Source organism: Streptomyces sp. NPDC052299 (genome assembly GCF_040679335.1).
Classification (GTDB): domain Bacteria; phylum Actinomycetota; class Actinomycetes; order Streptomycetales; family Streptomycetaceae; genus Streptomyces.
On record NZ_JBFAUP010000002.1, the window covers coordinates 240,194 to 265,354 of the forward strand.

Sequence of the window (25,161 nt, forward strand, 5' to 3'; positions counted from 1 at the left end):
TTATCGATACCATCCGAGTGCTTGCCCGGTCCCTTTCTCAGGAGCTTCTGTGCACCAGCCCCGTCCCTATGAACGCAACCCGCGGTACGCCGTCACCGGCGGCACCGTCGTCACCGGCTGGGCCGCCGCGGTCGCCGACGTGCCCACGGTGCCCACCGTCCTCGCCCTGGACGGCCCGGCCGCACTCGACTGGGAGGAGGCCGCCGGCTCCCTCGCCGCGGCCCTGCGCGCACGGGGCACCCAGGTCGCGCTGTGCGACGTGCGCTCCCTCTGGTCGGCCGAGGCGGTTCAGCGGCTCTGCGTCCCCGCGGCGGACGCCGACGCGTTCTTCCTGCCGCTCGCCGAGTTCTCCATGGACGACCTGTTCGAGACGCCGCCCGTCCGGCCCCGTCCCGACACCGGTGTCCTGCTCCTCTTCGGGCCCGGCGCCGGGCTCGGCGAGCCCGATCTGCTGTGGTGGGCCGACCTGCCCAAGCGGTACGCGGAAGACGCGGTCACCCGTGCCGAACTGCCCCTCGGCGTCAATCTGGGGCGCCCCGGCACCCCCGGTGAGCTGCGCAGCCTCTTCTACACCGACTGGCCCGTCGGCGACCGCCACCGCGACCGCCTGGCCCCCCGCGTCGACCGCTGGATCGACCTCCAGGGCGAGAACGGCCCGGCCTCCCTGGACGGCGCATCCGTACGAGCCACCCTGGCCGCCCTGGCCTCGGGCCCCGTGCGCAGCCGCCCCTTCTTCAACTCCACCGCGTGGGGCGGCCAGTGGGCCGCCCGCGAGCTCGGCTTCGAGCCCCGCGACGGCAACACGGCCCTCGGCTACGAGCTCATCGCCCCCGAGGCCGGAATCCTGGTCGGCCAGGACGAGACGGCCCAGGTGGAACTGCCCTTCCAGCTGCTCTGCGAGCTGCACCCCGAGACGTTCCTCGGCCCGGACGTCCACCGCCGCTTCGGCACGTCCTTCCCCATCCGCTTCGACTACCTCGACACGGTGGGCGGCGGCAACCTCTCGCTGCACCTGCACCCTCGGGAGCAGTACATGCGCGAGACCTTCGGATGGCCCTACACCCAGGACGAGACGTACTACGTCACCGCGTGCGACCCCGGTGCGAAGGTCTACCTCGGGCTGCGGGAGAGTACGGACGTGACAGTCATGCGCGAGGAGGTCGAGGCGTCCGCGGCCGACGGGGTCCCGCTGCGCGTCGAGGACCACGTGATGACCCACCCGGCGGAGGAGGGGCAGCTCTACATGATTCCCGCCGGGACCCCGCACGCCTCCGGCGAGGGCAACCTGGTCCTGGAGATCAGCGCCACCCCCTACCTCTACTCCCTGCGCTTCTACGACTGGCTGCGCAAGGGCCTCTCCGGCGCCCCGAGGCCCCTCTCCTCCGCCCACGCCTTCGCCAACCTCGACACCGCACGGCGCGGCGACGACGTCCTCAAGGAGTTGGTGCAGGAGCCGAGGACCGTGCGCGAGGGCCGGGGCTGGCGCGAGGAGGTCATCGGCGCGCTGCCCGAGATGTTCTACGCCGTGCACCGCTTCGTGATCGAGGGACCGGAACCCGCCGAGGACGACACCGACGGCCGCTTCCACATCCTCAACGTCTCCTCGGGCGGCGGCGTCGTCGTGGAGACCGACCGGGGCGACCGGCACGACCTGGCCTTCGCCGAAACCCTCACCGTGCCCGCGGGCGTGGGCCGTTACCGGCTGCACCCCGTGGGGAGCGACCCGGTGCACGTGGTCAAGTCCCTGGTGAGCCCCGCATGAGCCACGTCCCCGTACTGGAGATCGGCGGCACCCACGTGACGGCCTCCGTCGTCGACACCACGGCCGCGGGGGCCGCCCCCCTGGCCGTCGTGCGGCGCCCGGTCCGTGCCCACGCACCGGCCGATGACCTCCTGGACGCCATCGCCGCGGTCGGCGCCCAGGTCGAGGTTCCGGCGGGCGCCCACTGGGGCGTGGCGATACCCGGCCCCTTCGACTACGACACCGGCATCGGCCGCTTCCGCGGCATCGGCAAGTTCGAATCGCTGCACGGCGTCGACGTGGGAGCCGGACTGCTCGTCCGGCTCCCCGGAACCCCGCGCCGCATCAGCTTCGTCAACGACGCCGACGCGTTCGCCCTGGGCGAGTACCGGGCGGGCGCCGCGGCCGGCCGGAGCCGGGTCCTGTGCATCACGCTCGGGACCGGCGTCGGGTCCTCCTTCCTGCGTGACGGCCGGCCCGTGGTCGACGGCCCCGACGTACCGCCCGGCGGCCGTGCCCACCGGCTCACCGCGCACGGACTCCCGCTGGAGGAGGTGGTCTCGCGACGGGCGATCCGCAGGTTCTACGCCGACGCCGCCGGACTCCCGGGCGACGGGCCCCTCCCCGACGTGCACGACATCGCGGCCTCGGCCCGCGCCGGCGAGGCGCCCGCCCGGCAGACCGTCCAGCACTGTTTCGGCGCCCTGGGACAGGCCCTCGCGCCCTGGTGCGAGCGGTTCCGGCCGGACCTGATGGTCGTCGGCGGATCGATGGCCGGCTCCTGGGACCTCGTCGGACCCGCCGTCCGCGAGGGCTTCGACGCATGGGGGGCGGGGGTCGCGCCTCCGACCGTCACGGCGCTGCGCCCGGTGGACGCGCCCCTGATCGGCGCCGCCCACTGGGCCCTGCGCGACGGCACCGCCGCCCTTCCGGCTCCGACCTAGAATGACCGCGTCACCGACCCCCGCACCCGTTCACGAACCCGCAGGAGAACCGCTCATGGCACAGCACCGCTCGGGCGACACCGGTGCCCCGACGATGCGTGACGTCGCCGCGAGCGCCGGTGTCAGTGCCATGACCGTCTCCCGCGTGCTCAAGGACGACGCCAGGGTCAGCGGCAGTACACGGGAACGCGTCCTGGCAGCCGTCGAAGCGCTGGGATACCGGCGCAACGAGACAGCACGCAGCCTGCGCCTCGGCGGCAGCGGGATGATCGGGCTGGTCGTCACCAACCTCGCCAACCCGTTCTACTCCCGCCTGGCGCTGGGCGTTCAGGAAGTGGCGTCCGAACACGGCCTGCGGGTCCTGCTCAGCAACACCGCCGAGCAGGTCGACAGGGAGCGCGGCCTCGTGGAGGACCTGGCGGCCCGTCAGGTCGACGGCATGATCGTCGTTCCGGCCGGCAGCAGTCACCGGCACCTCGCCCCCGCGGCGCTGCGCGGCATGCCGATCGTGCTGGCCTCCAGGCCGCCCGCCGGAATGGACGCCGACTGCGTCCTGGTCGACGACTTCGGCGGCGCCGAACAGGCCGTCGGACAACTCATCGCGGACGGCCACCGCCGCATCGCCTTCCTGGGCAACCCGCCCGCCCTGTACACCGGCGCCGAACGGTTCCGCGGCTACTGGGCGGCCCACGAGGCGGCCGGGATCGAGCCCGCCGAGAGCCAGGTGCGGCGCGGCCTCACCGACGTACCCACCGCCGAGGCCGCCGCGGGCGCGCTCCTCGACGCCCCCGACGCGCCGACGGCGCTCTTCTGCACCAACAACCGGCTCACCCAGGGCGCCATCCGCGCCGTGCACGGACGCGGCCGTCCGGTCGCACTCGCCGGCTTCGACGACTTCGACCTGGCCGACGTCCTCGGCCTGCCCCTGACCATCGTCTCCTACGACGCCGACGAGATCGGCCGACGGGCGGGCCAGATGCTCATCGACCGGATCAACGGCTCGTCCGCCGAGCCGATCCCCGCCCGCAGGACCGTCGTGCCCACTCGCGTCATCCGCTACGGGACGCGCTGACCCGGACGTCACCGCCGCCTCCGCGGCACCGGTCTGCCCTCCCGCCCCCGCACATCCCCCGGAGCACCCATGCACCACGACCGCCTGGTCACCGAACGCCGCCTGGCCCGCGTCCTCGATCTGCGCCTGAGGCCCGCCGTGTACCGCGAAAGCCTGCCTCTCGACGTCGCCTCGTGGAGGGTCCCCGGCGAACCCGTACCCGTGTCCGAGGGGATCGGCGCCCCCTACGAACCGGTCCGCGCCGGTGCCCCGTGGGGCCCCGCCTGGTCCACCACCTGGTTCCGGATCAGCGGCACGGTCCCCGCCGGATGGGCCGGGCAGCGCGTCGAAGCGGTCCTGGACCTCGGCTTCGGCGCCACCCAGCCCGGCTTCTCCGCCGAAGGGCTCGTGTACCGGCCCGACGGAAGCCCGGTCAAGGCGCTCAACCCCCGCAACGCCTGGCTGCCGATCACCGAACGCGCCGAGGGCGGAGAGGAGTTCGTGCACTACATCGAGGCAGCGGCCAACCCGGTCATCTTCGATTCGGGAAGCGGCGGCGACCCCTTCGTCCCCACCCGGGCCGGTGGTGTCCCCGCTTGGCTGAGCGGCGAGACCGCGCCGGACACACCGCTCTACCGCCTGAACCGGATGGACCTCGCCGTCTTCGACCCCACGGTCTGGGAACTCGTACAGGACCTGGACGTCCTGTCCGGGCTGATGCACCAGCTTCCCGAGGACTCCACCCGGCGCCGGCAGCTGGCCCACGCGGTGGACCGCGCACTGGACACCATCGACCTCCAGGACATCGGCGGCACCGCGGCGCGCGCGCGTGAAGCACTCGCGCCCGCGCTCGCCTCGCCCGCGCACGCGGGGGCGCACCGCGTCTCCGCCGTGGGACACGCGCACATCGACACCGCCTGGCTCTGGCCGGTACGGGAGACCGTCCGCAAGGCGGCCAGGACCGTCTCCAACGTCACCGCCCTGATGGACGACCACCCGGGGTTCCGCTTCGTCATGTCCCAGGCCCAGCAACTGGCCTGGCTCAAGGAGCAGCGGCCCGAGGTGTTCGCCCGCGTCGTGGAGAAGGTGCGCACCGGCCAGTTCATCCCCACGGGCAGCCTCTGGATCGAACCCGACACCAACCTCTCCGGCGGGGAGTCCCTGGTACGCCAGTTCGTCCACGGCAAGCGCTTCTACCTGGAGGAATTCGGCGTCGAGACCGAGGACATGTGGTTGCCCGACACCTTCGGGTACAACGCGGCCCTGCCCCAGCTCATGAAGCTGGCCGGGATCAAGTGGTTCCTCACCCAGAAGATCTCCTGGAACGCGACCAACACCTTCCCGCACCACACCTTCTGGTGGGAGGGCATCGACGGAACCCGCATCTTCAGCCACTTCCCGCCGGTGGACAGCTACAACGGAGACCTCTCCGGCGCCGACATCGCACACACCGAGCGGAACTTCCGCGACAAGGGTCCGGCCAACCGCTCCCTGGTCCCCTTCGGCTACGGGGACGGGGGCGGCGGCCCCACCCGCGAGATGCTGGCCCGCGCCCGCAGGCTGGAGAACCTGGAGGGCTCGGCCCGCGTCGAGATGGAGAGCCCCGAGGAGTTCTTCACCAAGGCACTGGCGGAGTACCCCGACGCACCCGTGTGGTCGGGCGAGCTGTATCTGGAGCTGCACCGGGGCACCCTCACCAGCCAGCTCGCCACCAAGCAGGGCAACCGGCGCAGCGAACACCTGCTCAGGGAAGCGGAGCTGTGGTCCGCGACGGCGACACTGCGAACCGGTCTGCCCTACCCGTACGAACTGCTCGACCGGGTGTGGAAGACCGTCCTGCTCCACCAGTTCCACGACATCCTGCCCGGCACCTCGATCGCCTGGGTGCACCGGGAGGCCGAGGAGGTCTACGCCGAGACCGCCCGGGTGCTCGGCGAGGTCGTCGACTCCGCGCAACGCGCCCTCGCCGCGTCCGGTGCGGACGGGACGGCCGGGGAAACCGTGTTCAACGCCGCACCGCACACCCGTGACGGCATCCCCGCGCTCGGCGCGTCCCCTCGCGAGCGCGCCGTGCGTCCGGCCGAGCCCCGGCCCGCCCAGGACGGCGGCTTCGTCCTGGACAACGGCCTCGTACGCGTCACGGTGGACACCCGCGGCCTGATCACCTCCGCCTACGACCTGACCGCCGGACGCGAGGCGCTCGCTCCCGGCACGGTCGGGAACCTCCTCCAACTGCACCAGGACTTCCCGAACCAGTGGGACGCCTGGGACGTCGACGCCTTCTACCGCAACACCGTCCGCGACCTGACCGACGCGGACGAGGTCGTCGCCGTCCCCGGGGGCATCCGGGTGGTACGCAGCTTCAACGCCTCCCGCATCACCCAGGTGCTGCGCCTCGCCGAGGGCAGCCGCCGCCTCGACGTCGAGACCCACATCGACTGGCAGGAGTGCGAGAAGATCCTCAAGGCTGCCTTCCCCCTCGACATACGGGCGGCGGAGTCCATCGCCGAGATCCCCTTCGGTCATGTCCGGCGCCCCACCCACACCAACACCTCGTGGGACAGCGCCCGCTTCGAGATCTGCGCCCACCGATACCTCCACGTCGAGGAACCCGGCTGGGGCGCGGCCCTCGTGAACGACTCCAGCTACGGCCACGACGTCACGAGGGACGTGCGCCCCGACGGTGGAACCACCACGACCGTACGGCTCTCGCTGCTGCGCGCCCCCCTCTTCCCGGACCCCGACTGCGACCGGGGCGAACACCGCCTGCGCTACGGGCTCGTCATCGGCGCCGAACTGCGGGACGCCGTCCGCGAGGGCTACCACTTCAACCTCCCCGAGCGTGCCGTCCCCGGCGGAGCGCCCGTCGAACCCCTGGTCCGGCCGGCCGACGAGACCGCGGCCGACGTCGTCATCGAGACCGTCAAGCTCGCCGACGACCGATCGGGCCGCGTCATCGTCCGTCTCTACGAGTCCGCGGGCGGACGCGCACGGACCACCCTGAGGGCCGGCTTCCCGCTCGCCGCCGCACACGTCACGGACCTGCTGGAACGGGAGCTGACGGACGAGCCCGCACCGGCCGTCGACGGCCAGGACGTCCACCTGACCCTGCGGCCGTTCCAGATCCTGACCCTCTCGCTGACACCGGGCGCATGACCGGGCCCGGCGAAACGTGTACGAGGTCGTTAGGATCCCCCGCATGGAGATCGAAGGCGACATAGCGGCGCTCGTGGGCGACGTGAACAGCGGCGACCCGGAACGCGTGGCCGCGGCGGTCGAACAGTTGGCGGCACAGGGCGAGCGCGCGCTGCCGGGGCTGCTGGGCGGGGTGGCGGAACGCCCCTCGGCCCAGCAACTCAAGGCGTACGGAGACGTGCTGAGCCGTATCGGGCCACCGGCGTTCGACGCCGTCATCGCGGCGGCACGCGCCGGGGAGGTGGACGGCTGGCTCAGGGGCCGACTGCTCCGGGTCTTCGACGAGCGTTGTGCCGGGCAGTACGCGGCACTGGCTCTCGACCCCGACCAGTGGCTGTCGAACGGGGGCTTCGAGGGGTTGCTCAGGCTGCGCGTGGACTCCGACGCCGGGATGCGGGCACTGGTGGCGAAGGCCGGCCGGGGCGGCGACTTCTACGGTCCGTCCGGTGAGTACGCCCGCGCGATGCTGGACGCCTTCGCGCCGCGCCTGCGGGAGCTGTGCCGGGACCGGACGGCTTCCCGGCACGAGCGGCGCGGCGCGCTCGGGCTCCTGATCGAGGCCGGCGGGCTGGACGCGCTCGACGCACACGACCGCACGCTGGTGGAGCGCCTGGTGCGGGTGAAGCTCCCGGGCAATGTCCGCGCGGTGCCGGACACCCAGCTCAGTGCCTGGTGGCTGGCCGTGCCCGGGGCGACGTACGAGGGCGTCTTCGAAGCGCTGGGCCTGCACGACCCGCGTCCGGTGACGGTCGAGACGGGGGCGGTGGCCGCGATGTGCGCGGCGATCCCGGCTCCGAGCGAGGAGGACCCCTCCCGGTGCGTCAGCCGGGCCTTCGTGACTCCCGAACTCGACGGCTGGCGCCTGGTGTTCGGGCAGTTCCCCCAGCTCGTCGGCCGCAACTCCTGGAACGGCATGACCGAGACGGTCGAGCGGGTCAGCGCCGCATGCGGGCAGGCCCAGCTGTTCTTCGTGGACGACGCCGGCGGCGCGGACTTCTGGTTCGTCGCCAGGGACGGCCGACTGTCCGACCTGTACACCGGCGAGGACGACCTGGACGAGGAGGACGAGGAGGACGAGGACGAGGAGGACTACGAGCCCGCGGACGACGTCACGGGCGGCGTCCGTGAGGCCTGCGGAGAGCTGTCGGTCGACCTCGACCTGGTGGGTGTGCTCGACACGGTCGTACGCGGCCACGGCTGGCTTGCGGTCACCGCGCCGGACGTGGGACACGGACAGTTCCCCGGCCTGTTGCCCGTCTGACCTCCCACGTCCCGGCGGGACCGGCCGACCCTCACTGACGTCGGCCGGCCCCGGACGGCTGGACGGGCGGCAGCACGTTCAGGAAGCGGCCGCCTGCACCGCGTCCGGTGACCCCAGCAGGCCGCACGGCAGATATCCGGACCGGACACCGAGCTCCCACCCGTGGACCTGGACGGCGAGGCAGGCCAGGGCGAGGGTGCCGAGCGGGAGGAGGGACCGGGGCGCGGGATCACCGCCCTCGGCCTCGACGCCCTCCCGGTATGCGACCAGCCGCGCGACGAGGGCGTCCTCGAAGGCGTCCCGGTCGTCGTCGAGGAGCACGCGGAGCAGCCGCTGGTCCGCGCTCAGCGCGTGGCCGGCCTCGTCGAGCCGCCGGGCGGCCTCGGCGCGCTCCCCGGCCCCGGGCTTGCACAGCGGAACCTTCGGCCAGTCGCGGGGCAGGTGCCCGCCGGATCCGGCGAGATAGTGGCACAGGGCGTCCATGGCGGCGAGGTCGGCGGGGGCGGACACCGAGGTGTACGGGTTGTAGGGCGCGCCGTCGCGGATGGCGGGTGCGTAGTCGTCGCGCAGCAGCAGACCGGTCACCCGCTCCCAGTCCCACACGTGCCCGCTGACGACGCACATCTCGAACATGTCGAGCCAGGTCCGCGCGGTGGGCGCCTCCTCGACGACGTCCCGGAAGGTGAGGGCCCCGTCCCCGAACTCGTCGTCCTCCGGGTCCGTGCTGAGGCGCTCCCCGACCAGCGGCAGCCGGATCTCCTGGTCGCCCTCCGGGAAGCACAGGACGCTCAGCACCCCGTGCACACACTCCGCGGCCGTGACCGCCACCGTGCGCACCGCGGGGTCGAGCACGGGCCCGGTCGCCGTCCGCGCGGCGACGTGGTCGAGCAGTTCGTCCGCCAAGGCCCGTATCAGCTTCGGCGACAGGCTGTCGTACCGCAGCGAGTGCCACCGTGCGAAGGCACGCCCGGCGATGTCCTCCAGCGCCTCGGCCCTTCGCTGTTCGCTGACCTGATGGCATGCCACATCTCGCACCTGACGCGTCCTTTCCCGGACTCCACGACTCGACGGGAACGCTACCAACGGGCACTGACAGCCCTGGGTGGCTCGATACATGGCCGACCGGCTGCAGATCGGTGCGTTGGTGCCGGCAGGCACCCGTACGTACGCGCCGGGCCCGCTCGCCGCTCCCGCGCCAGGAGCGAGCAGCCGATGCGGGCGCCTCAGCCGTGGAGGGGGAGGGACCGCGGTCCCTCCCCCTCCACAGCAGCTGTTCCCCATCCGGCCGGGTGGCGGCGGATCAGGAACGTGCGGCGGCCGGGCCGCCGCGGACGGCTCAGACCTGGAGCCCCGTGGCCTTCACGTCCTCGACCTTGCGGACCTTGATCTCCATGCGATTCACCTCCTCGTGACTGGATGACGTCCCCCGGTCCGGCGATGCGCCGGGCCGGGGCGGATCGGTACCCGCGGGGCCTCAGGCCTTCGTCGTGAGCCGCCGTGCGCGCTCACGGACCGAGAGGACCGCGGGAAGAATGAAGGGGGTCAGGCAGACCGCGGTGCACAGCAGCGCCCACCAGAACCGCCCGGTGCCCGGGCCCGCACCGAGCCCGTCGGCGGCCCAGCGCAGCACCTCCCAGACGGAGGGCGCCAGGAACAGCCCCGCCCAGGCCAGGGTCAGTGCCGCCCCGAAGAACCGGACCCAGCGGAACCAGCGCCCGGCCCGCACATCGGCCGGATGCGCGTCGGCCAGTTCGGCCTTCCCCGGACCGTCCAGCCGGCCGACGGCCCGCCGGAGCATCAGGGTCGACACCCGCCACAGATTGCGACAGCCCAGCGCGTTGACCAGTACCGCGTACAGGTCGGTGCGCAGGAACACCATGCACTGCCAGAGCATCGCCGTGAGCTTCACGTAGATCCAGGTGGCGAGCACCGCGTCGAGCGCGTCCGGCGCTGCCCACGCACCGGTGTCGATCAGCAGTCGCGCCGCCAGCGGGACGGCGAGCAGCACCGCGTCGAGGGCGAGGCCGGCCAGCAGTGGTCCGTACCGTTTGCGTCTCGGTACGGTCCACAGCTGGGTCAGGTCCGTCTCGAACACCAGCAGGAACCCCATGCGCCGGTCCATGCCGAACCTGGCCCCCAGGCCGAGCGCGCGGGCCGCGAGCCAGTGCCCCAGCTCGTGGATGGCGGTGGCGGCCGTGGCGAGCGGGATGAGGATCAGGCTGCCGAGGCCGATGTCGTCCACGACGAAGGCGTCGTCGGCCGGATCGGGGAAGAGCCCGGGCCGGAACACGAACACGGCGAGCGCGAACACCGCGCACGCGGCGTAGCAGGCCCAGGCCACCCGCCCGAAGAAGGGCCGCGCGACCTCCTGGCGGACGCCGTCCAGCCACCGTCCCCCCTGGACGGGTGCCGAGCGGACCGGTTCGCTCTGCTGCCCCTCGTCGACGAAGCCGAGCTCGCGCAGGACCTCGACGAAGGACGGCACATCGACGGGCTGCCCGGCGAACTCCTCGGCCTCGGCAGCGGCCTCCGCGATCGTCGCCCCGCGCAGCAGCGCCTCGATGACCACACCGCCGACCTTGGGAATGGCGACGAACTGCCCCGTTGCCGGGTCGCCGACCAGGACTTCGTCCTCTCCTTCGGGCACCAGGCTCAGCGGCCGCAGCCGCACGGTCGTGCCCGGGGACCCGTCCACTCCGGTCATGCCGCGGCCACCCGTGCCGGGGCCAGCGCGCACACCGGGCAGTCCGGCACCTCGGGGAACGGCACCCGGCTGCCCGCCAGGCCCTCGCGCAGGTCGAGGCGGACCCGGGCGCCGGCGGCCAGCGGCTCCTGGAACCCGGTGAGATAGCGCAGTCCCTCCAGCGCGATCAGCGAGCCGACCTGCATGGCCACCGGGCCGATGAGCGGGTTGGTGGTGCGCATGCCGTGCACCAGGTCCTCCGCGGCCGCCGCACCGGTGCCCGCCTCCGGCTGCTGCGAGAACTCGCAGGCCAGGCAGGCGCTCCTCCCCGGGGCGACGGACATGTACGAGAGCAGCGTGCGGGTCGCGCCGCCGACCACCAGCGGTACACCGGCCCGCACGGCGGCCTCGTTCACCCAGAGACCGGCGTCCGGGTGGCCGTCCAGGCCGCCCAGCATCAGATCGATCCCGTCGGTGAGATCGGCGAGGTCCTCGGGGCCCGCGACCCAGCGGTCGACGGTGCGCACCTCGATGTCCGGGTCGTAAGCCCGGACCCAGGCCGCTGCGCGCTCGACCTTCGAGCGGCCGACGTCCTCGCGCCGGTAAAGGAACTGCCGGGCGAAGTTGCGGGTCTCGACGCGATCGTGGTCCAGCAGCGTCAGCCGGCCGACGCCGAGACCCGCCAGGCACTGCACCAGGGAGGACCCGCCGCCGCCCACACCGAGCACCAGGACGTGCGCGTCGCGCACCCGGCGCAGGAAGTCGGTGCGGTGGTGGTCGAGGTCCGAGAACGTGCCGAAGAACGCCAGGTTGGAGAAGTGCCGCTCGTCGACCGCCGGATCACCGGTGAACCGGCCCTCCTCGCGTTCGATCAGCCCCAGCCCCGCCAGTCCGGCCAGCCCACCGTCGAGCTCCTCCGCGGTCACCTCCACACCCCGGGCGGCGAGTTCGGCGCGCAGCTCCGAAGCGCTCCGAGGTCCCTCCCGCAGCACGGAGAGAAGCGCCTCGACCTTCCCCTCGGGGTCCTCCAGAGTGATCGACTCACGGGGGTCGAAGACGACGATCAGGTCTTCCCCCACCGTTTGCCAGGAGCACTCCTTGAGCGCGACACGCATCAACCCACTCGCTTTCGGCCTCAGCGGACCCCGGACCCCCCAGGGCATGGCCGTAACTCTGCGACCCGGGGCTGAACTCCCGCTTTGACGGCGCTTTGAGCCCGTACAGCGAGGCAAAGCCCCACGCCCGGTGCGCGCCCGGTGGCTTAGTCCGTGGCCCGCAGCAGTTCCCGCACGGCGTCCGCGTCCGGGTGTTCGAGTTCGTCGAAGAGGGCGAGGGCGGCCCGCCACGCCTCGTGCGCGCCCGCGAGGTCGCCGACGATGCGCAGGACCTCGCCGAGGCCGCGCAACGCGTCCCCCTCGCCGTACCGGTTGCCGAGCCGGTGGAAACCCTCCTGGCAGCGTCGGTAGCAGTCGAGCGCTTCGGCGTACTGCCCCATGGCACGGCGGGTGACGGCGAAGGTCTTCCAGGTGTACGCCTCGCCGAGCGGACTGCCCTCCTCCCGGTGGAGTCGCAGCGCCTCCTCGCAGCAGGCGAGGGCCTTCTCGTGGTTGCCCAGATGGGCTTGGCACCAGCCGATGTTGTTCAGTGCGCCGCCCCACCCGGCCCGGTTCCCGGCCGCGCGCTCCAGTTCGAGGACCTCCTCGACGCAGCGGAGCGCGGCGCGGTAGTCACCCTGCTGCTCGTACGACCAGCCGAGCGCCTGCAGCGTGTGCGCCTGCGCCGTCAGGTCGTTCAGCTCACGCTGCAGCTCCAGGGCCCGCGACAGCTCGTCCTGGGCCTCCGCGTACCGGCCCAGCCGGACCGCGGCCCGGCCCGACTCGCAGTGACACTGTGCCGTTCCCGCGCGGTCCCCCTGCCGCCGGGCTGCGGCGATGGCCGTGCGCTGAGTGGCCGCCCAGTCGTGCCAACGACCGCTGAGGTGGAGGAAGTCGCCCATGAAGAGCGGGAGTTGCCAGGCGTGGGCGTCGAATCCCGCCGGACCCGCCGCTTGCGCGACCGCGAGCAGTGCGGCGTGCTCCGCCTCGAACCAGGCCAGCGCCTCCTCGTACCCCTCCGGGTAGTGCGGCAGGGCCCCCGGCACCGGCGGCGACAGGGGCATCTCCGCGCGCACCGGAGCGAGTTGCCGGCTCGCGACGTGCGCCGAGTGCAGGAAGTGATCGAAGAGGCGGTGCAGCGCCCCGGTGCGTTCCGCCTCGGAATCCTCGGTCGCCGCCAGCCCCGCGGCGTAGGTGCGCAGCAGATCGTGGAAGGAGTACCGGCCGGGGTGGTGCTCATCGATCAGATGGACGCGGGCCAGCGCGGTGAGCGCGGCCGCGGCCTCCCGGACGGACAGCCGGGCCAGGGCAGCCACCGCGGGCGCGGCGGCATCCCGGCCGGGGTAGAGGCCGAGCAGCCGGAACACCCGGGCCGTGGCGGCGTCCAGCCGGAGGTACGACCACGAGAAGACCGTCCGTACGCTGCTCACCCCCTCACCGGCGTCCAGCGCGTCCAACCGGCCCCGGGTGTCGCGCAGTTCCGCCGCGATCGCACTCAGCGCGAACGCGGGCCGCCCGATGGCGCGGGCGGCGGTCACCGCGAGGGCCAACGGCAGACGGGCGCACAGCTCGATCAGCTCGGCCACCGCCTCCGGCTCGGCGGCGACCCGGTCCGGTCCGAGCCGGGCGACGAGCAGTTCGTGCGCCTCCTCCCGCGACAGCACGTCGAGAGAGACGAGCCGGGCGCCGTCGGTGACGGCGAGACCGGCCAGCCGGCCGCGACCGGTGACGACGACGGCGCAACCGGCGCCGCCCGGCAGCAGCGGACGTACCTGGGCGGCGTCGGTGGCGTTGTCGAGGACGAACAGCAGACGGCGACCGGCGGTCTCGGTCCGCAGGAGCGCCGCCCGCGCGTCCAGTGCATCGGGGATTCGCTCCGGCGGCACCCCCAGGGCCTCCAGGAAGCCGCGGATCGCCTCGCCGGGAGGCACCGGCCCGGCGGCGGAGTCGAAGCCGCGCAGATTCACGTACAGCTGCCCGTCCGGGAAGTCCGGCGCCACGCGGTGTGCCCAGTGCAGGGCCAGCGCCGTCTTGCCCGCGCCCGCCGTTCCGGTGATCACGCGTACGGTCGGTCCGGTAGCGGTGAGCGCTTCACCGGGCGGCCCGTCCAGCAGCCGCAGCTCGGCCCGTCGGCCGGCGAAGCCGCCGACAGCAGCGAGAAGTTGACGTGGAGTGAGCTGTGAGGGCGGCGGCGTCCGTCCGCGGTGGGCGGACGCCTCGGACGCCTCGGACGGCCGGTGACCGGGCCCGGTCGCGAGGAGTCCCGGGTCGCCGCGCAGCATGCGCAGGTGCAACTCGCACAGCGGAGCGGACGGTTCGACGCTCAGCTCGGCGTCGAGCAGTCGGTGCACCTCCCGGTAGGCGTCGAGCGCTTCCGCCTGTCGCCCCGACCGGTACAGCGCCAGCATCAACTGCTCCCACAGGCCTTCCCGGAGCGGGTGCTCACGCACCAACTGCCTGAGCTCCGGTACCAGCGAGGTGTGCCGCCCGCAGGCCAGCTCCGCCTCCACGCGGGCCTGGAGGACGTCGAGCCGCTGTTCGTTCAGCCGCGCCGCCTCCGCCTCCACCACCGGCCCGGCCGGTACGTCGGAGAGCGCGGGCCCGCGCCACAGGGCGAGCGCCTCCGCCAGCAGGGCCGCCGCGCGTTCCGCCTCACCGGCCGCCAGCGCGGCGTGGCCGGATGCGCCGAGCCGGGCGAAGACGGTGGCGTCCAGCCCGTCGTCGCCGGGCACCACCTGGTAGCCGGGCGACCGTGTGACGAGCAACCGCCCCTGCTTGTCGTCGAGTTCCCGGCGCAGACGCAACACGTACTGCTGGACGAGGTTGGCGGCCGCCCGGGGTTCGCGCTCGCCCCACAGCTCCGTCACCAATCGCTCGGTCGGTACGGGGACGTCGCGCCGGACCAGCAGGGTGGCGAGCAACGCGCGCGGTTTGGCGGCGGAGATCCCGCGCCACTGGGTGCCGTCGAATATTTCGAGGGGGCCCAGGATACGAAAACGCATCCGACTGCCCCCTCGTGCTCCGTACCGTGTGCGTGTGATCTTGCCACCGGCCGACGTGATCCGCCACGTCGTTCGGGGAGCCCGGCGGCGGACCGGAGGTCGAGGCGGTGCGGCGCGGTTCCGGCGGGCCCCGATTCACCAGTCCCGGTTGGCGGTCAGTTCCTCCGGGTCCGCGTCCGTGTACCCGTACGCGGACGCGATGAAGCAGAACTCCTCACAGATCCACTCCCGTCCGACCGTCTCGATCCCGTCCCAGGCCGCCACGGAGTCGCTGTCCAGGAGGTTGAACTCCTCCGTCGCCGCCTGGGTGAGTACGTACAGGCCCTCCAGGTCGGCCGGCCGCTCGACCTCGATGCGCTTGCACAGTCGCGCCAGGATCGCCTTCCCCCGGCTGACCACGGAGCCGGGGAAGTACGGGTCTTCCTGCATGAGGTGCAGGAAGGCGTGTCCCGCCACCTGCTGGTTGGTGATCGGCATTGGCACTTCCCTGTGTTGGAGAGGGGCTGACGCGTCGATCATGCACGGCACCACTGACAACGATCGTGCCAGGAGGTCCGGTGGTGGCCGGCGCCAACGCTCGTAAGGCGGGCCGGGGCTACCGGGTGGTGTCAGTGGGGAGGACGAGTCCGGGCACGTCCCGGGCGTAGAGCTGCAGTACGGGGACCATGGGCACCCTCCCAGGAACGATCTCGGTCCGATTGCGCCAGTCACTGCCGAACGTCCAGTGGTCCTCCTGCGCGCAGTGCGGCCACGGCTCGTCGGCGGGCCACAGCAACGGGCCACCGAGGGAGCTCTCCCGTACGCCGGGATCGCCCGTCTCGGGGTTGAGGACGACGGCGTCGAGGGCGAGGCGCGCGTACTCCGGGACCAAGTCCCGCAGGGTCTTCTCACCGGTAGCGGAAGCGTCTCGGGGCACGGTGGTTCCTCACGGGTGCGGAGATCGACTGGATGTACGCCTCGGGCACCGTAGTGGCCGCCACCGACAAACCCCGCCGCCAGGCTCCGGCCCTGGAGCCATGGGACAGGGCGGGCCGGACGGCCGTCAGGCCAGGAGAACGGCCAGCAGCCGCCGCGTGGTCGCCGCGATGTCCGCGGTCTGCCCGGGGCCGCCGGTCATCAGGAGGTGGTGGGTCGTGCCGACGAGTGCGAGCGCGATGGTGGCGGTGTCGCCGTCGGCGGGCATCCGGCCGATGCGCTGTTCGGCCTGGAGGTACGAGGTGACGGCGTCCTGGATCGCGTCGAACGCGGGTGCGCCGGACCGGAGTCCGTCGCGCGTGTGCGACGCGGCCGCGGGGCGGGCCATCGCCAGGCCCACCACCGCGGGCGGCAGGGAGTCCAGCAGGGTCTGGACCACCTCCAGGAGGTTCTCCGCGACCGTGGCACGCCCCACCTTGGCCTCCAGAGCCCCGGCTTGGCGGGCGCCGCGGGCGAAGCGGTCCAGGACCAGCTCGGCGACGAACTCGTCCAGGCCGGCGAAGTGCGTGTGCAACACGCCCTTGGCGCAATCGGCCTCCGCGGTGACGGCCCTGCTGGTCAGAGCGGCGGCGCCGTCGCGGGCCACCACCCGTTCCGCGGCCGCGAACAGTCGTTCGCGCAGATCGGGAATCGCGACTCCGCGAGGTGACACAACAGCCCCTTTCTCTCGGCCCGTTGCAACTATGGGCGTCCGCCCATACTGTTTGGGCACTTGCCCATTCTACGGCCGGGCGCGCCTTGCCGCGCCCGGCGGGAGGGAGCACACCCATGAAGCAGTTCACCAACACCGCGCAGGCCGAGGCGTGGAACGGATACGAGGGCGCGCAGTGGGCCCGCGACCAGGAGCGCTGGGACGCCGTCAATGACGGCTTCAACCAGCCTCTGCTGGACGCTGCAACCATCGCCGAGACCGACACCGTCCTGGACGTTGGCTGTGGAGCCGGCCCCACCACTCGCCTCGCTGCCCGGCGCGCCGCGCTCGGCCGGGCGCTCGGCCTTGACCTGTCGGGGCCGATGCTGGACAAGGCCCGGGAGAGCGCCACGCGAGAACGGGTCGCGAACGTGGCCTTCGTGCAGGGCGACGCGCAGGTACACCCCCTGGACGACGGCGCGTTCGATGCGGTCATCAGCCGGTACGGGATGACCTTCTTCGCCGACCCGGCCGCTGCGTTCACCAACCTTCACCGGGCGCTGCGGCCCGGCGGCCGACTGGCGTTCATCTGTGCGGCGGAGCCGGAGGCCAACGAGTGGTTCACCGCGCTGAGGTCGCTCCGGGACATCCTGCCGCTCGGCGGGTTCGGGAAGACCGCCGGCCCCGGCATGTTCTCCCTCGCCGATCCCGGTCATGTCCGCGATCTGCTCGCCGTAAGCGGGTTCGGGGAGGCGCGCGTGCAGCGCGTCGAAGCGGCGGGGAAGTGGGGCGCCGACGCGGCGGACGCCGCGGCGTTCCTCCTTTCTTCGGGCCCGGGGCGCCACCTGCTCGACCAGGTGCCACCGCCCGCGCGGGAAGCGGCGCGTCGAGATCTGACGGCTGCCCTGGAGCGTCACGAAACGGAGAGCGGGGTACGGCTGCGCAGCAACTCCTGGCTGGTCACGGCCGTGCATACGGCACGCGACTGAGACCGAAAAGTGCGAAGTCCCTCCACCGTCTGACATTCGTTCTTATGCTCGACTCCGGTTCCCGGCCGCCGGGAGCCGGACAGGAGGAGGGGATCATGTCGGAGATGTCCAGACGGTCACTGCTGGGATACACGGGGACGGCCGCGGCCGGTGCGGTGTTCGCGACCGCCGGTACGGCAGAGGCAGCGGGCCGGGACGAGGGCGCCACGACGGCGAAGGCCACCCAGGCGTCGGCGTCCGAGTCCGCCACGGCTTCCGTCGAGTTCATGGACGGCACCGAGTTCCGGGCCGACCACTCCATGGCCGAGACGGACCTGATGATGGAGATGAGCTTCAAGGTCCGCGTGGACAAGCCGAACGGCTATCCGTCCGCCCAGGACATCACCCCCCTGGAGGTCGCGCAGGCGTTGTCCGCGCTCGCCCAGTCCAAGGGCTGGCCGCCGCTCACGTTCTACGGCACGCCGCCTCCCGCGCCGCTGAACTGACCCCGCGGGTGCCCGGGGGCCAGGAGCGTCCGGGGCGCCGCCAGGGCGATAGCGTGCCGCCATGGCTGACATCTTTGAGCTGTTCATAGCCCTGGACCTGCGCGAAGGTCTTGCGGACGAGGAGGTCGCGGAGCTCCGGTGGCACCTTGGAATGGGTGACCGGCCGGAGCCTCTTCGCATCGTCACCGGGTTCCCCGAGGTGTCCTACGACGACGACGGCGAGGCTGTCGGTGACGAGCGCCCGGAGCCGCTGCTGGCCGGTCGTGGCGGGGCCTGGAAGGTCGGTGGGGCGCTCGTTTCGGTGTTGGAGCGCGCCCGGCACGGGGGGTGGGCCCTGACGATTCGGCAGGAGGTCCATCCGGACGACTTCGAGCTCACCGGTGACCTGCTCCGGTGGCTGGCCGACCGGGTCGACGACCGGCACCGGAGCGCCGACGGGGCGGTGTGCCTGGGATGGACGAGGTTCTACGAATCCGACCGGTTCGAGCCCTTGGTGGTCCGGGCGGGTGAGGTGCTGTGGCCGTAGCGCGAACCTCGTCCGGGATCACAGGTAGTCGATGTGGACGTGCGGGGCGCACCGGGCGATGGCTTCCCGCAGTCTTCCTCGGAGCGTAGCGGTCGTCGTGCCGATCGGCCGGGGCACGGTGACGGTGACCCAGTCCGGCTGACGGGGCTCGACGCCCTGGCGGGGGAGCGGCAACGGGGCTCCCCAGCGCAGCTTGAGGAGCAGTTGAACGTCCGGGCCCTTGGCGACCTGCGGACGCCCGGCGGAGACGATGTCCGTCCAGGGGATGGTGACGAAGGGGTCGTCCTTGCGGGTGCTGCGCCGGCTGCGAATGGTGAGGCCGGGGGGTTCCACGGTGACGGTGTGGGGCCGGGCGAGGGCCCTCGCGATGTGGTACACGCACGCTGCTAACACCAGCGGCGCGAACAGCCGGAGTCTCTGGGAGTCCGCGTAGCCGGTCTGCCAGGCCCCGAGGGTGATCAGGGCCGCGCACAGCGCGCCGATCAGGGGCCAGACGAGCCTGGTGAGTTTGCGTCCCGGGGTGGCCTGGAAGACCGCCGGGGCCGGCGGGGCCACGGCGGTGGGCGGCACGGGCCTCGGGGCGTTGGGCGGAGGCGCGGGGGCCTTCGGCGGCGTGGCGGGGGCGGGACCGGGCGACGGGGCGGGGGACGGGGCCGGCACCGGGACCGGTGCGTGGGCCCGCAGTTCGACGAGCAGGTCGGACGCGGTGGGCCGGTCCGCCGGGTCCTTCGCGAGACAGGAGCCGACGACGGCACGCAGCCCCTCCGGCACCGCCGACAGGTCCGGTTCGCCGTGCACGGCCCGGTAGAGCAGGCTCATCGCCGGCCCCTCGCCGAAGGCGCTGCCGCCCGCCGCGTGCACCAGGACGGCGCCGAGCGCGAAGGTGTCGCAGGCGGGGCCGACGGTGCCCTGCTCGATCTGTTCGGGTGCGAGGAAGCCCGCTGTGCCGATGACGCTGCCGGTGTGGGTGAGACGGGTGTCGTGCAGGGCGCGGGCGATGCCGAAGTCCAGGACCCTCGGCCCGTCGTCGGACATGATGACGTTGCCCGGCTTGAGGTCACGGTGCACCACCCCGCACGCGTGGATCGCCGTCAGCGCCTCGGCCAGCGCCGCGCCCAGGGCGTACAGCGCTCCCTCGTCGAACGGCCCGTCCTCGGCGACGGTCCGGTCGAGATCGCGGCCGGGCACGAAGGCGGTGACCATCCAGGGCGGGGTGGCGTCCGGGTCGGCGTCCACGACCTGCGCGGTGTGGAAGCCGCCGACCTGGCGCGCGGCGGCTATCTCGCTGCGGAAGCGGGCACGGAACCCCTCGTCGGCGGCGAGTTCGGTGCGGGCCACCTTGACGGCGACCAGCCGGCCGCCGGGCGAGCGGCCCTGGTAGACCCGGCCCATGCCGCCCTCGCCGAGCTTGCCCGTGATCTCGTACTCCCCGACCGTGCGCGGATCCTCGGGCCCCAGGCCCCGTCCCGGCTCATGCATACAGATCTCCGACATGTCGTCGCCAGCCCTCAGAGTGAATTCCCCGGGACGACAATCTTGACGTACCGACGCTCAACTCAAGCCGGAATCAAGGGACTTAGCGATCGATTCAGAACGTTTCGAGCCCTACACGTGAGCGGGAGCGGGGACCGGAACGGGACGCCCCTCGGCGCGGGAGCGGGTGGCGGACTCGGCCACGGCCAGAGCGGCGCGGGCGTCCTCGCCGGTGCACGGGCTGGGGCGGGTGCCCGCCACGACTTCGGTGAAAGCGGTGAGCTCCGCACGGTAGGCGTCCCGGAAACGCTCCATGAAGCCCGGGTAGGGGGAACCGGCCGGGAAGGCCGCCCCCTCCGCCGAGGCCAGCGGGGCCTGCTCGGTCAGGCCGGCGACCAGCGTTCCCGCGGAGCCGCAGACCTCCAGGCGCACGTCGTAGCCGGCGCCGTTGTAGCGGGAGGCGGTGCACGTGGCCAGGGTGCCGTCGTCCAGGGTGAGCACGGAGACGGCGGTGTCGACGTCCTGGGCCTCGGCGAAGAACGCCTCACCGCGATTGGCCCCGGTGGCGTAGACCTCGGTGATCTCCCGCCCGGTCACCCAGCGGACGATGTCGTAGTCGTGCACGGAGCAGTCGCGGAAGATGCCGCCCGAACCGGGGATGTACCCGGGGTGCGGCGGCGCCGGGTCCGAGGTGCAGGCCCGAAGGGTGTGCGTCCAGCCGAGCCGTCCGGACGCGACGGCCTCGCGCGCGGACCGGTAACCGGCGTCGAACCGGCGTTGGAAGCCGATCTGCAGGGGCACGTCGGAGCCCCGCAACGCGGACAGCACCCGGTCGGTCTCCTCCAGGGTCGAGGCGACCGGCTTCTCGCAGAAGGTGGGGAGCCCAGCCCCGTGCGCCGCCGTGATCAACTCGGCGTGGGAGCCGGTGGGCGCCGCGATGACCATCCCGTCCAGTCCGGCGTCGAGGAGTGCGCCGAGGCTGTCGGCGCACTCGCCGCCGACGCGGTTCGCCACGGCCCGGGCGGAGCGTGCGTCGGGATCGTGGAGGACGAGCGCGTCGACGGCCGGCAGCGCGGCGAGCGTGGAGGCGTGGAACGCGCCGATGCGGCCCGTTCCGATGAGTCCGATACGCATGTGCGAGACCTTTCGTGCGGGCAGGGGTCGGGCCTGGAGGGCCCAGCTGTTTTCTATCCCCCGGCCGACGGAAGAGCAAGTGTTTGTTCAGACATAAAGACGTACGAATCTAAAGGAGAGTGAGGCATACTTGCAGGTGTCGGCAGCAGAGTGCAGGAGGGCGACGTGGAACCGCTCACGAAGAAGATCACGATCGACCGGAGCAGTCCGGTCCCGCTCTACTTCCAGTTCGCCCAGCAGTTGCAGGACCTCATCGAAGCGGGAGACCTGCCGCCCGGCACCAGGCTGAGCAACGAGATCCTGATGGCCGATGAGTTCGGGCTGTCCCGCCCGACCATGCGCCAGGCGATGCAACACCTCGTCAACAAGGGTTTGCTGGCCCGCAAACGTGGTGTGGGCACCCAGGTCGTCGCGAATCGCATACGACGTCAGATCGAGCTCACCAGCCTCTTCGAGGACCTGGAGCGGGGTGGCCGTCGCCCGTCCACGCAGGTGCTCTCCGTCGAGACCGTCCCGGCCGGGGCACCCGTCGCCGCCGCACTCGGCCTGGACGAGGGCCGGCCGGTGCTGTCCGTCGACCGTCTGCGTTTCGCCGAGGACCAGCCGATCGCGCTGCTGCACAACTACCTCCCGGAGGGCGTCATCGAGCTGAGCGCCGACTCGCTGGCCGAGGGAGGGCTGTACCAGCTGCTCCGCCGGTCCGGCGTGGTCCTGAGCACCGCCGAGCAGAGCATCGGAGCCCGCAGGGCGACAGCCGCGGAGGCCAGGCTGCTCGACGAGGCCCGTGGCGCGACCCTGCTCACCATGACGCGCACCGCTTTCGACGGCTCGGGCCGGCCGGTCGAATACGGATCGCACGTCTACCGCGCCTCCCGCTACGCGTTCGAGATGACCGTCGCCGCGCACTGACCGACGGCCGGGGCGGACCCGCGTGGAGGCTCCGGTGCGTGGGCCGTACGCGCGGTACGGCCCGAGTCGCACCGGTCAGTGCCCTCGCTTGAGCAGCGCGTCGGACAGGTCGGCGGCGGCGTCCTTGAGCCGCCGCCCGATTCCGTCGAGGCGGCGCAGCAGCTCCCGGCGGCCGAGCGTTCCGGCGCGCCCCTCGTCGCGCAGCAGCGCGGCTATCGCCTCCTGGTACGCGCGGCGCACCCGTCCCGCGGCCTTGCGGGCGGCCATGGCGCCCTGATGCACCTGGCCGGGAGCCCCCGGCAGTCCGTCGACGGCCCGGCGCAGGGCGATCAGGCCCTCGCGCACCGCCTGCAGGGCGGGCAGATCGGCCGGGTCGCCGGGCAGGCCGAAGAGGTCGGTCTCCCGGACCAGGTCCCGCAGTCCGTCCAGGACGTCGTCCACGGACCGGGAGAAGCGGTAGAGGTCTTCGCGGTCGATCGGCGTGGTGAGTGTCGTGGACAGCTCCGCGACCAGCGCGGCCCGGCGTTCGTCGCCCTCGTGCTCCACCCCGGCCATGCGCTCGCGCGCCTCGGCCGGAGAGACACGCCCCGCGGCGAGGTCCGCCGCCAGATCGACACCCTTGACCGTCGCGTCGAGCTGTGCGGTCAGCAGGCCGACGGTCCTGCGGTGGGTGCGTCCGGTGAGATCGCCGATGATGCGGCGCACGGTCGCGTTCACCATGAGGTGACTCCCTTGAGGATCAGACCGGCCAGGGCGCCGGCGGCGAAACCGGCCGGCAGCGTGACCAGCCAGACTGTCAGCAGCGGGAGGGTGTACTGCCAGCGCACGCGCCGGCCGCCGTCGCTGACCCCGGTGCCGACGAGTCCGCCGGCCACGGACTGGGTCATGCTGACCGGCATGCCGAAGCCGGCCGTGGACAGCACCGCGGCGGACGAGGCGAACTCCGCGGACATCACCTGCCAGGGCCGGGTGGTGAGCAGGCGGCTGGTCGCGCCGCGGGCCACTCGGCGCGCGCCGGTGAGGGCGCCCGCGGCGAAGACCGCGGCCACCATGACGTCCCCGGCCTGCCAGGGGTGGGGCATGAGGACGTCTCCCGCGAACGCGACGGCCACCACGGCGAACATCTTCTGCGCGTCGTTGGCCGCGTAGGCCAGGCACTGGCAGCCGAACGCCGTCAGTTGCAGACCGCTCACCAGCCGAGGCATGCCGTGCAGCGAGGGAAGCAGGCGCACCGCGCGGCCGATGAACCAGCCGGCTCCCGCTCCCACGAGGGGCGCGCCGGCTCCGATGGCCAGCACCACGCCCAGGTCGCCCCACGCCGGACGGATGCCGAGGGCAACATCGGCACCGGCCAGTCCTCCCAGAACGGCCAGGGTCAAAGAGGTGGGCACGCCGCGCCAGGCCAGCAGGAGCACCAGCACGACCGAGGCGCCCGCGCCCGCCAGGAAGACGAGCCGCGCGGCGCCGGGCGGCCCCTGGGCGAGATGGCCGGTGAAGGTGCGGGCGACGGTGAGTCCGAAGATGTCCGGTCCCAGCCCGACGGTCACGACCAGCAGCGCGAGAAGCAGTCCCACCGAGCGGCCGCGGTGTCGTACGGCGAGCTCCAGCAGCGCCCCTCCGTCGTTGGCGCCGCAGATGAAGACGAAGGCGACAGCGGTGACGCACAGGGCGACGGTGACGGTCACGGAGAGCCTCTCTTACGGCCGGCCCGGGAAGGCGGGAAGGGAGGGCGGCGCCCGCCGCCCTCCCCGGCGGTTCGGTCAGCGCACGCCCGCGGCGCGCAGGATGTCGGACAGGTCGACGAGCTTGTAGTTGGTGTCGGTGCGGTCGCCGTCGTCGCCGGACGCCGGCGCGTTGTAGCCGTCCTGGGCGACGAACAGGCCGTTGGGGAAGGCCGTGCCGAGCGCCCGGCCCGTGGCGGCGATGCCGTCCGTCTCCTCCGAGCCGTCGGCGACCGTGCCGGGGGCCACCCGGAAGGAGCCGGTCCACTCGTCGTCGTCCGAGGTGTCGTAGACGGAGTAGGTGTAGTCGCCCTGGCTGGAGACGATCAGGTACTGGTGGCCGGAGGGGCCGCGGAACAGGGTGACGCCTTCGGTGTCCGCGGTGATGTGCTCACCGCCGTACCCCGGATCGGCGCCCGCCACGCACTCGTCGGTCTCCGGGTCGTAGACCGCGGGTATCCCGAACTGGCGCACCCGGTCGACCATTTCCGGCTCGTCGTCCAGGTCGGCGTCCACCTTCCAGACGCCGACGTCCTCCTGGCCGATGTAGAGCTCCTCCTCGTCCGCGTCCACCACCAGGCCCTCGATCTGCGGCCCGTCGCCCGGGTCCTGGCAGGGGCTCCAGAGGCCGCCGGGCGTGCGGAAGGTGCTCGGCAGGGTGAGCGTGCGGACCTTCTCGTAGGTGACGGTCCCCGACTTGGTGACCCGGAGCTCGAACAGCGCCAGGTCAGGAGTGTGACGTCGGCTGGCGAGCACGTACGAGCGGCCGGAGTCCTGGTCCTGCCACACCGCGGTGCCGTACGCCGTGTACTGGTCGTCGACCTCGGCCTCGGTGGCGGCGAAGGCGCGCGGCACGGCGGTGTCGGTGACGTCGGTCAGCGGCGCGGCCGGCCGGGAGCCGTCGATCCGGTAGAAGCGGATGCGGTCGCGCCCGCGGTCGGTGACGACGGCGACGTCGGAGCGCCGGCCGTCGGGGAAGCGCACTTTGGTGAGCACGTCCACGTTGTTGAAGCGGCCGGGCGCGGATTCCGCCCCGGGCGCGGCCGGGGCGGGGAGGGACTGCACCAGTGAGCCGTCGAGGCGGTAGACGTCCAGACCGCCCTCCTTGGCGGTGCCCAGCACCAGGCTGGAGCCGGGGTTCGCGGAGTTGTACCAGATGGCGGGGTCGTCGGCGTTGGAGTTGCCCCCGGCCTCGTCGTCGTACAGGGCCCGGGTCTCGGCCTTCGCGTACACGGGCGCGACGGACTGGTTGCCCGGGAGCGGCGGTGTCGACGCGGTGGCGGTCGCTGCGGTCAGTCCGGTCACGAGCACGGCGAGACCGGCGGCCACGCGGGTTCGTCGGTGCAT

Annotated in this window: 21 protein-coding genes; 9 read left to right on the plus strand and 12 right to left on the minus strand. The window is 72.7% G+C overall.

Going from position 1 to position 25,161, the window contains the following annotated elements:
* Positions 1-49 precede the first annotated feature (49 nt).
* The 5 genes from AB0L33_RS04280 (at position 50) to AB0L33_RS04300 (ending at position 8,192) form a co-directional block, all read left to right on the plus strand.
* Complete coding sequence (locus AB0L33_RS04280) at positions 50-1,762, plus strand: hypothetical protein (RefSeq protein WP_365677597.1); 1,713 nt, start codon at positions 50-52, stop codon at positions 1,760-1,762.
* Positions 1,759-2,685 (plus strand): ROK family protein, encoded by a 927-nt coding sequence (locus AB0L33_RS04285; RefSeq protein WP_365677598.1) that lies wholly within the window; start codon positions 1,759-1,761, stop codon positions 2,683-2,685. Before AB0L33_RS04280 ends, AB0L33_RS04285 begins: the two co-directional genes overlap by 4 nt.
* A gap of 55 nt (positions 2,686-2,740) precedes the next feature.
* The gene (locus AB0L33_RS04290; RefSeq protein ID WP_365677599.1) at positions 2,741-3,757 is read left to right on the plus strand and encodes a LacI family DNA-binding transcriptional regulator; all 1,017 of its coding nucleotides are present in this window, start codon (positions 2,741-2,743) and stop codon (positions 3,755-3,757) included.
* 69 nt (positions 3,758-3,826) lie between these two features.
* Positions 3,827-6,892, plus strand: coding sequence for a glycoside hydrolase family 38 C-terminal domain-containing protein (locus tag AB0L33_RS04295; RefSeq protein ID WP_365677600.1), 3,066 nt, complete (start codon positions 3,827-3,829; stop codon positions 6,890-6,892).
* A 43-nt stretch (positions 6,893-6,935) separates the two neighbouring features.
* Positions 6,936-8,192, plus strand: coding sequence for a hypothetical protein (locus AB0L33_RS04300; protein WP_365677601.1), 1,257 nt, complete (start codon positions 6,936-6,938; stop codon positions 8,190-8,192).
* 78 nt (positions 8,193-8,270) lie between these two features.
* On the opposite strand, the gene AB0L33_RS04305 is transcribed toward AB0L33_RS04300, so the two are convergent.
* The 7 genes from AB0L33_RS04305 to AB0L33_RS04335 form a co-directional block, all read right to left on the minus strand.
* On the minus strand, positions 8,271-9,227 hold the full coding sequence (locus tag AB0L33_RS04305) for an immunity 49 family protein (RefSeq protein WP_365677602.1): 957 nt from the start codon (positions 9,225-9,227) through the stop codon (positions 8,271-8,273).
* 439 nt (positions 9,228-9,666) lie between these two features.
* Positions 9,667-10,896 (minus strand): hypothetical protein, encoded by a 1,230-nt coding sequence (locus AB0L33_RS04310; protein WP_365677604.1) that lies wholly within the window; start codon positions 10,894-10,896, stop codon positions 9,667-9,669.
* Positions 10,893-11,990 carry a ThiF family adenylyltransferase gene (locus AB0L33_RS04315; protein ID WP_365677605.1) on the minus strand — a complete coding sequence of 366 codons (1,098 nt, stop codon included), beginning with the start codon at positions 11,988-11,990 and terminating at the stop codon, positions 10,893-10,895. Before AB0L33_RS04315 ends, AB0L33_RS04310 begins: the two co-directional genes overlap by 4 nt.
* A gap of 146 nt (positions 11,991-12,136) precedes the next feature.
* Entirely contained in the window at positions 12,137-14,971 is a 2,835-nt protein-coding gene (locus tag AB0L33_RS04320) for a BTAD domain-containing putative transcriptional regulator (protein WP_365677606.1), read from the minus strand.
* Positions 14,972-15,106: 135 nt separating this feature from the next.
* A complete protein-coding gene (locus AB0L33_RS04325; protein WP_365677607.1) occupies positions 15,107-15,448 on the minus strand; it encodes a DUF5713 family protein in 342 nt (113 codons plus the stop codon).
* A gap of 118 nt (positions 15,449-15,566) precedes the next feature.
* On the minus strand, positions 15,567-15,887 hold the full coding sequence (locus tag AB0L33_RS04330; RefSeq protein WP_365677608.1) for a hypothetical protein: 321 nt from the start codon (positions 15,885-15,887) through the stop codon (positions 15,567-15,569).
* Between the two features lie 126 nt (positions 15,888-16,013).
* Positions 16,014-16,598, minus strand: coding sequence for a TetR family transcriptional regulator (locus AB0L33_RS04335; protein ID WP_365677609.1), 585 nt, complete (start codon positions 16,596-16,598; stop codon positions 16,014-16,016).
* A 116-nt stretch (positions 16,599-16,714) separates the two neighbouring features.
* Between AB0L33_RS04335 and AB0L33_RS04340 the strand changes: the two genes are divergently transcribed.
* The 3 genes from AB0L33_RS04340 (at position 16,715) to AB0L33_RS04350 (ending at position 18,577) form a co-directional block, all read left to right on the plus strand.
* Positions 16,715-17,566, plus strand: a complete 852-nt coding sequence (locus AB0L33_RS04340; protein ID WP_365677610.1) for a class I SAM-dependent methyltransferase — start codon at positions 16,715-16,717, stop codon at positions 17,564-17,566.
* Between the two features lie 95 nt (positions 17,567-17,661).
* Positions 17,662-18,051 carry a hypothetical protein gene (locus tag AB0L33_RS04345; RefSeq protein ID WP_365677611.1) on the plus strand — a complete coding sequence of 130 codons (390 nt, stop codon included), beginning with the start codon at positions 17,662-17,664 and terminating at the stop codon, positions 18,049-18,051.
* 61 nt (positions 18,052-18,112) lie between these two features.
* Complete coding sequence (locus AB0L33_RS04350; RefSeq protein WP_365677612.1) at positions 18,113-18,577, plus strand: hypothetical protein; 465 nt, start codon at positions 18,113-18,115, stop codon at positions 18,575-18,577.
* Positions 18,578-18,595: 18 nt separating this feature from the next.
* Here AB0L33_RS04350 and AB0L33_RS04355 read toward each other — a convergent pair whose 3' ends face one another.
* Both AB0L33_RS04355 and AB0L33_RS04360 read right to left on the minus strand, forming a co-directional pair.
* Complete coding sequence (locus AB0L33_RS04355) at positions 18,596-20,056, minus strand: serine/threonine-protein kinase (protein WP_365677613.1); 1,461 nt, start codon at positions 20,054-20,056, stop codon at positions 18,596-18,598.
* Between the two features lie 126 nt (positions 20,057-20,182).
* Positions 20,183-21,184 (minus strand): Gfo/Idh/MocA family oxidoreductase, encoded by a 1,002-nt coding sequence (locus AB0L33_RS04360; RefSeq protein ID WP_365677614.1) that lies wholly within the window; start codon positions 21,182-21,184, stop codon positions 20,183-20,185.
* 165 nt (positions 21,185-21,349) lie between these two features.
* Here AB0L33_RS04360 and AB0L33_RS04365 point away from each other — a divergent pair, with 165 nt between their 5' ends.
* On the plus strand, positions 21,350-22,093 hold the full coding sequence (locus AB0L33_RS04365) for a GntR family transcriptional regulator (protein ID WP_365677615.1): 744 nt from the start codon (positions 21,350-21,352) through the stop codon (positions 22,091-22,093).
* A gap of 75 nt (positions 22,094-22,168) precedes the next feature.
* On the opposite strand, the gene AB0L33_RS04370 is transcribed toward AB0L33_RS04365, so the two are convergent.
* The 3 genes from AB0L33_RS04370 to AB0L33_RS04380 form a co-directional block, all read right to left on the minus strand.
* A complete protein-coding gene (locus AB0L33_RS04370) occupies positions 22,169-22,813 on the minus strand; it encodes a DUF47 family protein (RefSeq protein WP_365677616.1) in 645 nt (214 codons plus the stop codon).
* Positions 22,807-23,778, minus strand: a complete 972-nt coding sequence (locus tag AB0L33_RS04375; protein ID WP_365677617.1) for an inorganic phosphate transporter — start codon at positions 23,776-23,778, stop codon at positions 22,807-22,809. Before AB0L33_RS04375 ends, AB0L33_RS04370 begins: the two co-directional genes overlap by 7 nt.
* Positions 23,779-23,853: 75 nt before the next feature.
* A complete protein-coding gene (locus tag AB0L33_RS04380) occupies positions 23,854-25,161 on the minus strand; it encodes a phytase (RefSeq protein ID WP_365677618.1) in 1,308 nt (435 codons plus the stop codon).

What these genes read in the sequence shown, in the direction of transcription:
- AB0L33_RS04285 (WP_365677598.1), top strand. Translation starts at nt 1,759, where the DNA reads ATGAGCCACGTCCCCGTACTGGAGATCGGCGGCACCCACGTGACGGCC.
- AB0L33_RS04290 (WP_365677599.1), top strand. Translation starts at nt 2,741, where the DNA reads ATGGCACAGCACCGCTCGGGCGACACCGGTGCCCCGACGATGCGTGAC.
- AB0L33_RS04295 (WP_365677600.1), top strand. Translation starts at nt 3,827, where the DNA reads ATGCACCACGACCGCCTGGTCACCGAACGCCGCCTGGCCCGCGTCCTC.
- AB0L33_RS04300 (WP_365677601.1), top strand. Translation starts at nt 6,936, where the DNA reads ATGGAGATCGAAGGCGACATAGCGGCGCTCGTGGGCGACGTGAACAGC.
- AB0L33_RS04310 (WP_365677604.1), bottom strand. Translation starts at nt 10,896, where the DNA reads ATGACCGGAGTGGACGGGTCCCCGGGCACGACCGTGCGGCTGCGGCCG.
- AB0L33_RS04315 (WP_365677605.1), bottom strand. Translation starts at nt 11,990, where the DNA reads ATGCGTGTCGCGCTCAAGGAGTGCTCCTGGCAAACGGTGGGGGAAGAC.
- AB0L33_RS04320 (WP_365677606.1), bottom strand. Translation starts at nt 14,971, where the DNA reads ATGCGTTTTCGTATCCTGGGCCCCCTCGAAATATTCGACGGCACCCAG.
- AB0L33_RS04325 (WP_365677607.1), bottom strand. Translation starts at nt 15,448, where the DNA reads ATGCCGATCACCAACCAGCAGGTGGCGGGACACGCCTTCCTGCACCTC.
- AB0L33_RS04340 (WP_365677610.1), top strand. Translation starts at nt 16,715, where the DNA reads ATGAAGCAGTTCACCAACACCGCGCAGGCCGAGGCGTGGAACGGATAC.
- AB0L33_RS04345 (WP_365677611.1), top strand. Translation starts at nt 17,662, where the DNA reads ATGTCGGAGATGTCCAGACGGTCACTGCTGGGATACACGGGGACGGCC.
- AB0L33_RS04350 (WP_365677612.1), top strand. Translation starts at nt 18,113, where the DNA reads ATGGCTGACATCTTTGAGCTGTTCATAGCCCTGGACCTGCGCGAAGGT.
- AB0L33_RS04355 (WP_365677613.1), bottom strand. Translation starts at nt 20,056, where the DNA reads ATGCATGAGCCGGGACGGGGCCTGGGGCCCGAGGATCCGCGCACGGTC.
- AB0L33_RS04360 (WP_365677614.1), bottom strand. Translation starts at nt 21,184, where the DNA reads ATGCGTATCGGACTCATCGGAACGGGCCGCATCGGCGCGTTCCACGCC.
- AB0L33_RS04370 (WP_365677616.1), bottom strand. Translation starts at nt 22,813, where the DNA reads ATGGTGAACGCGACCGTGCGCCGCATCATCGGCGATCTCACCGGACGC.
- AB0L33_RS04380 (WP_365677618.1), bottom strand. Translation starts at nt 25,161, where the DNA reads ATGCACCGACGAACCCGCGTGGCCGCCGGTCTCGCCGTGCTCGTGACC.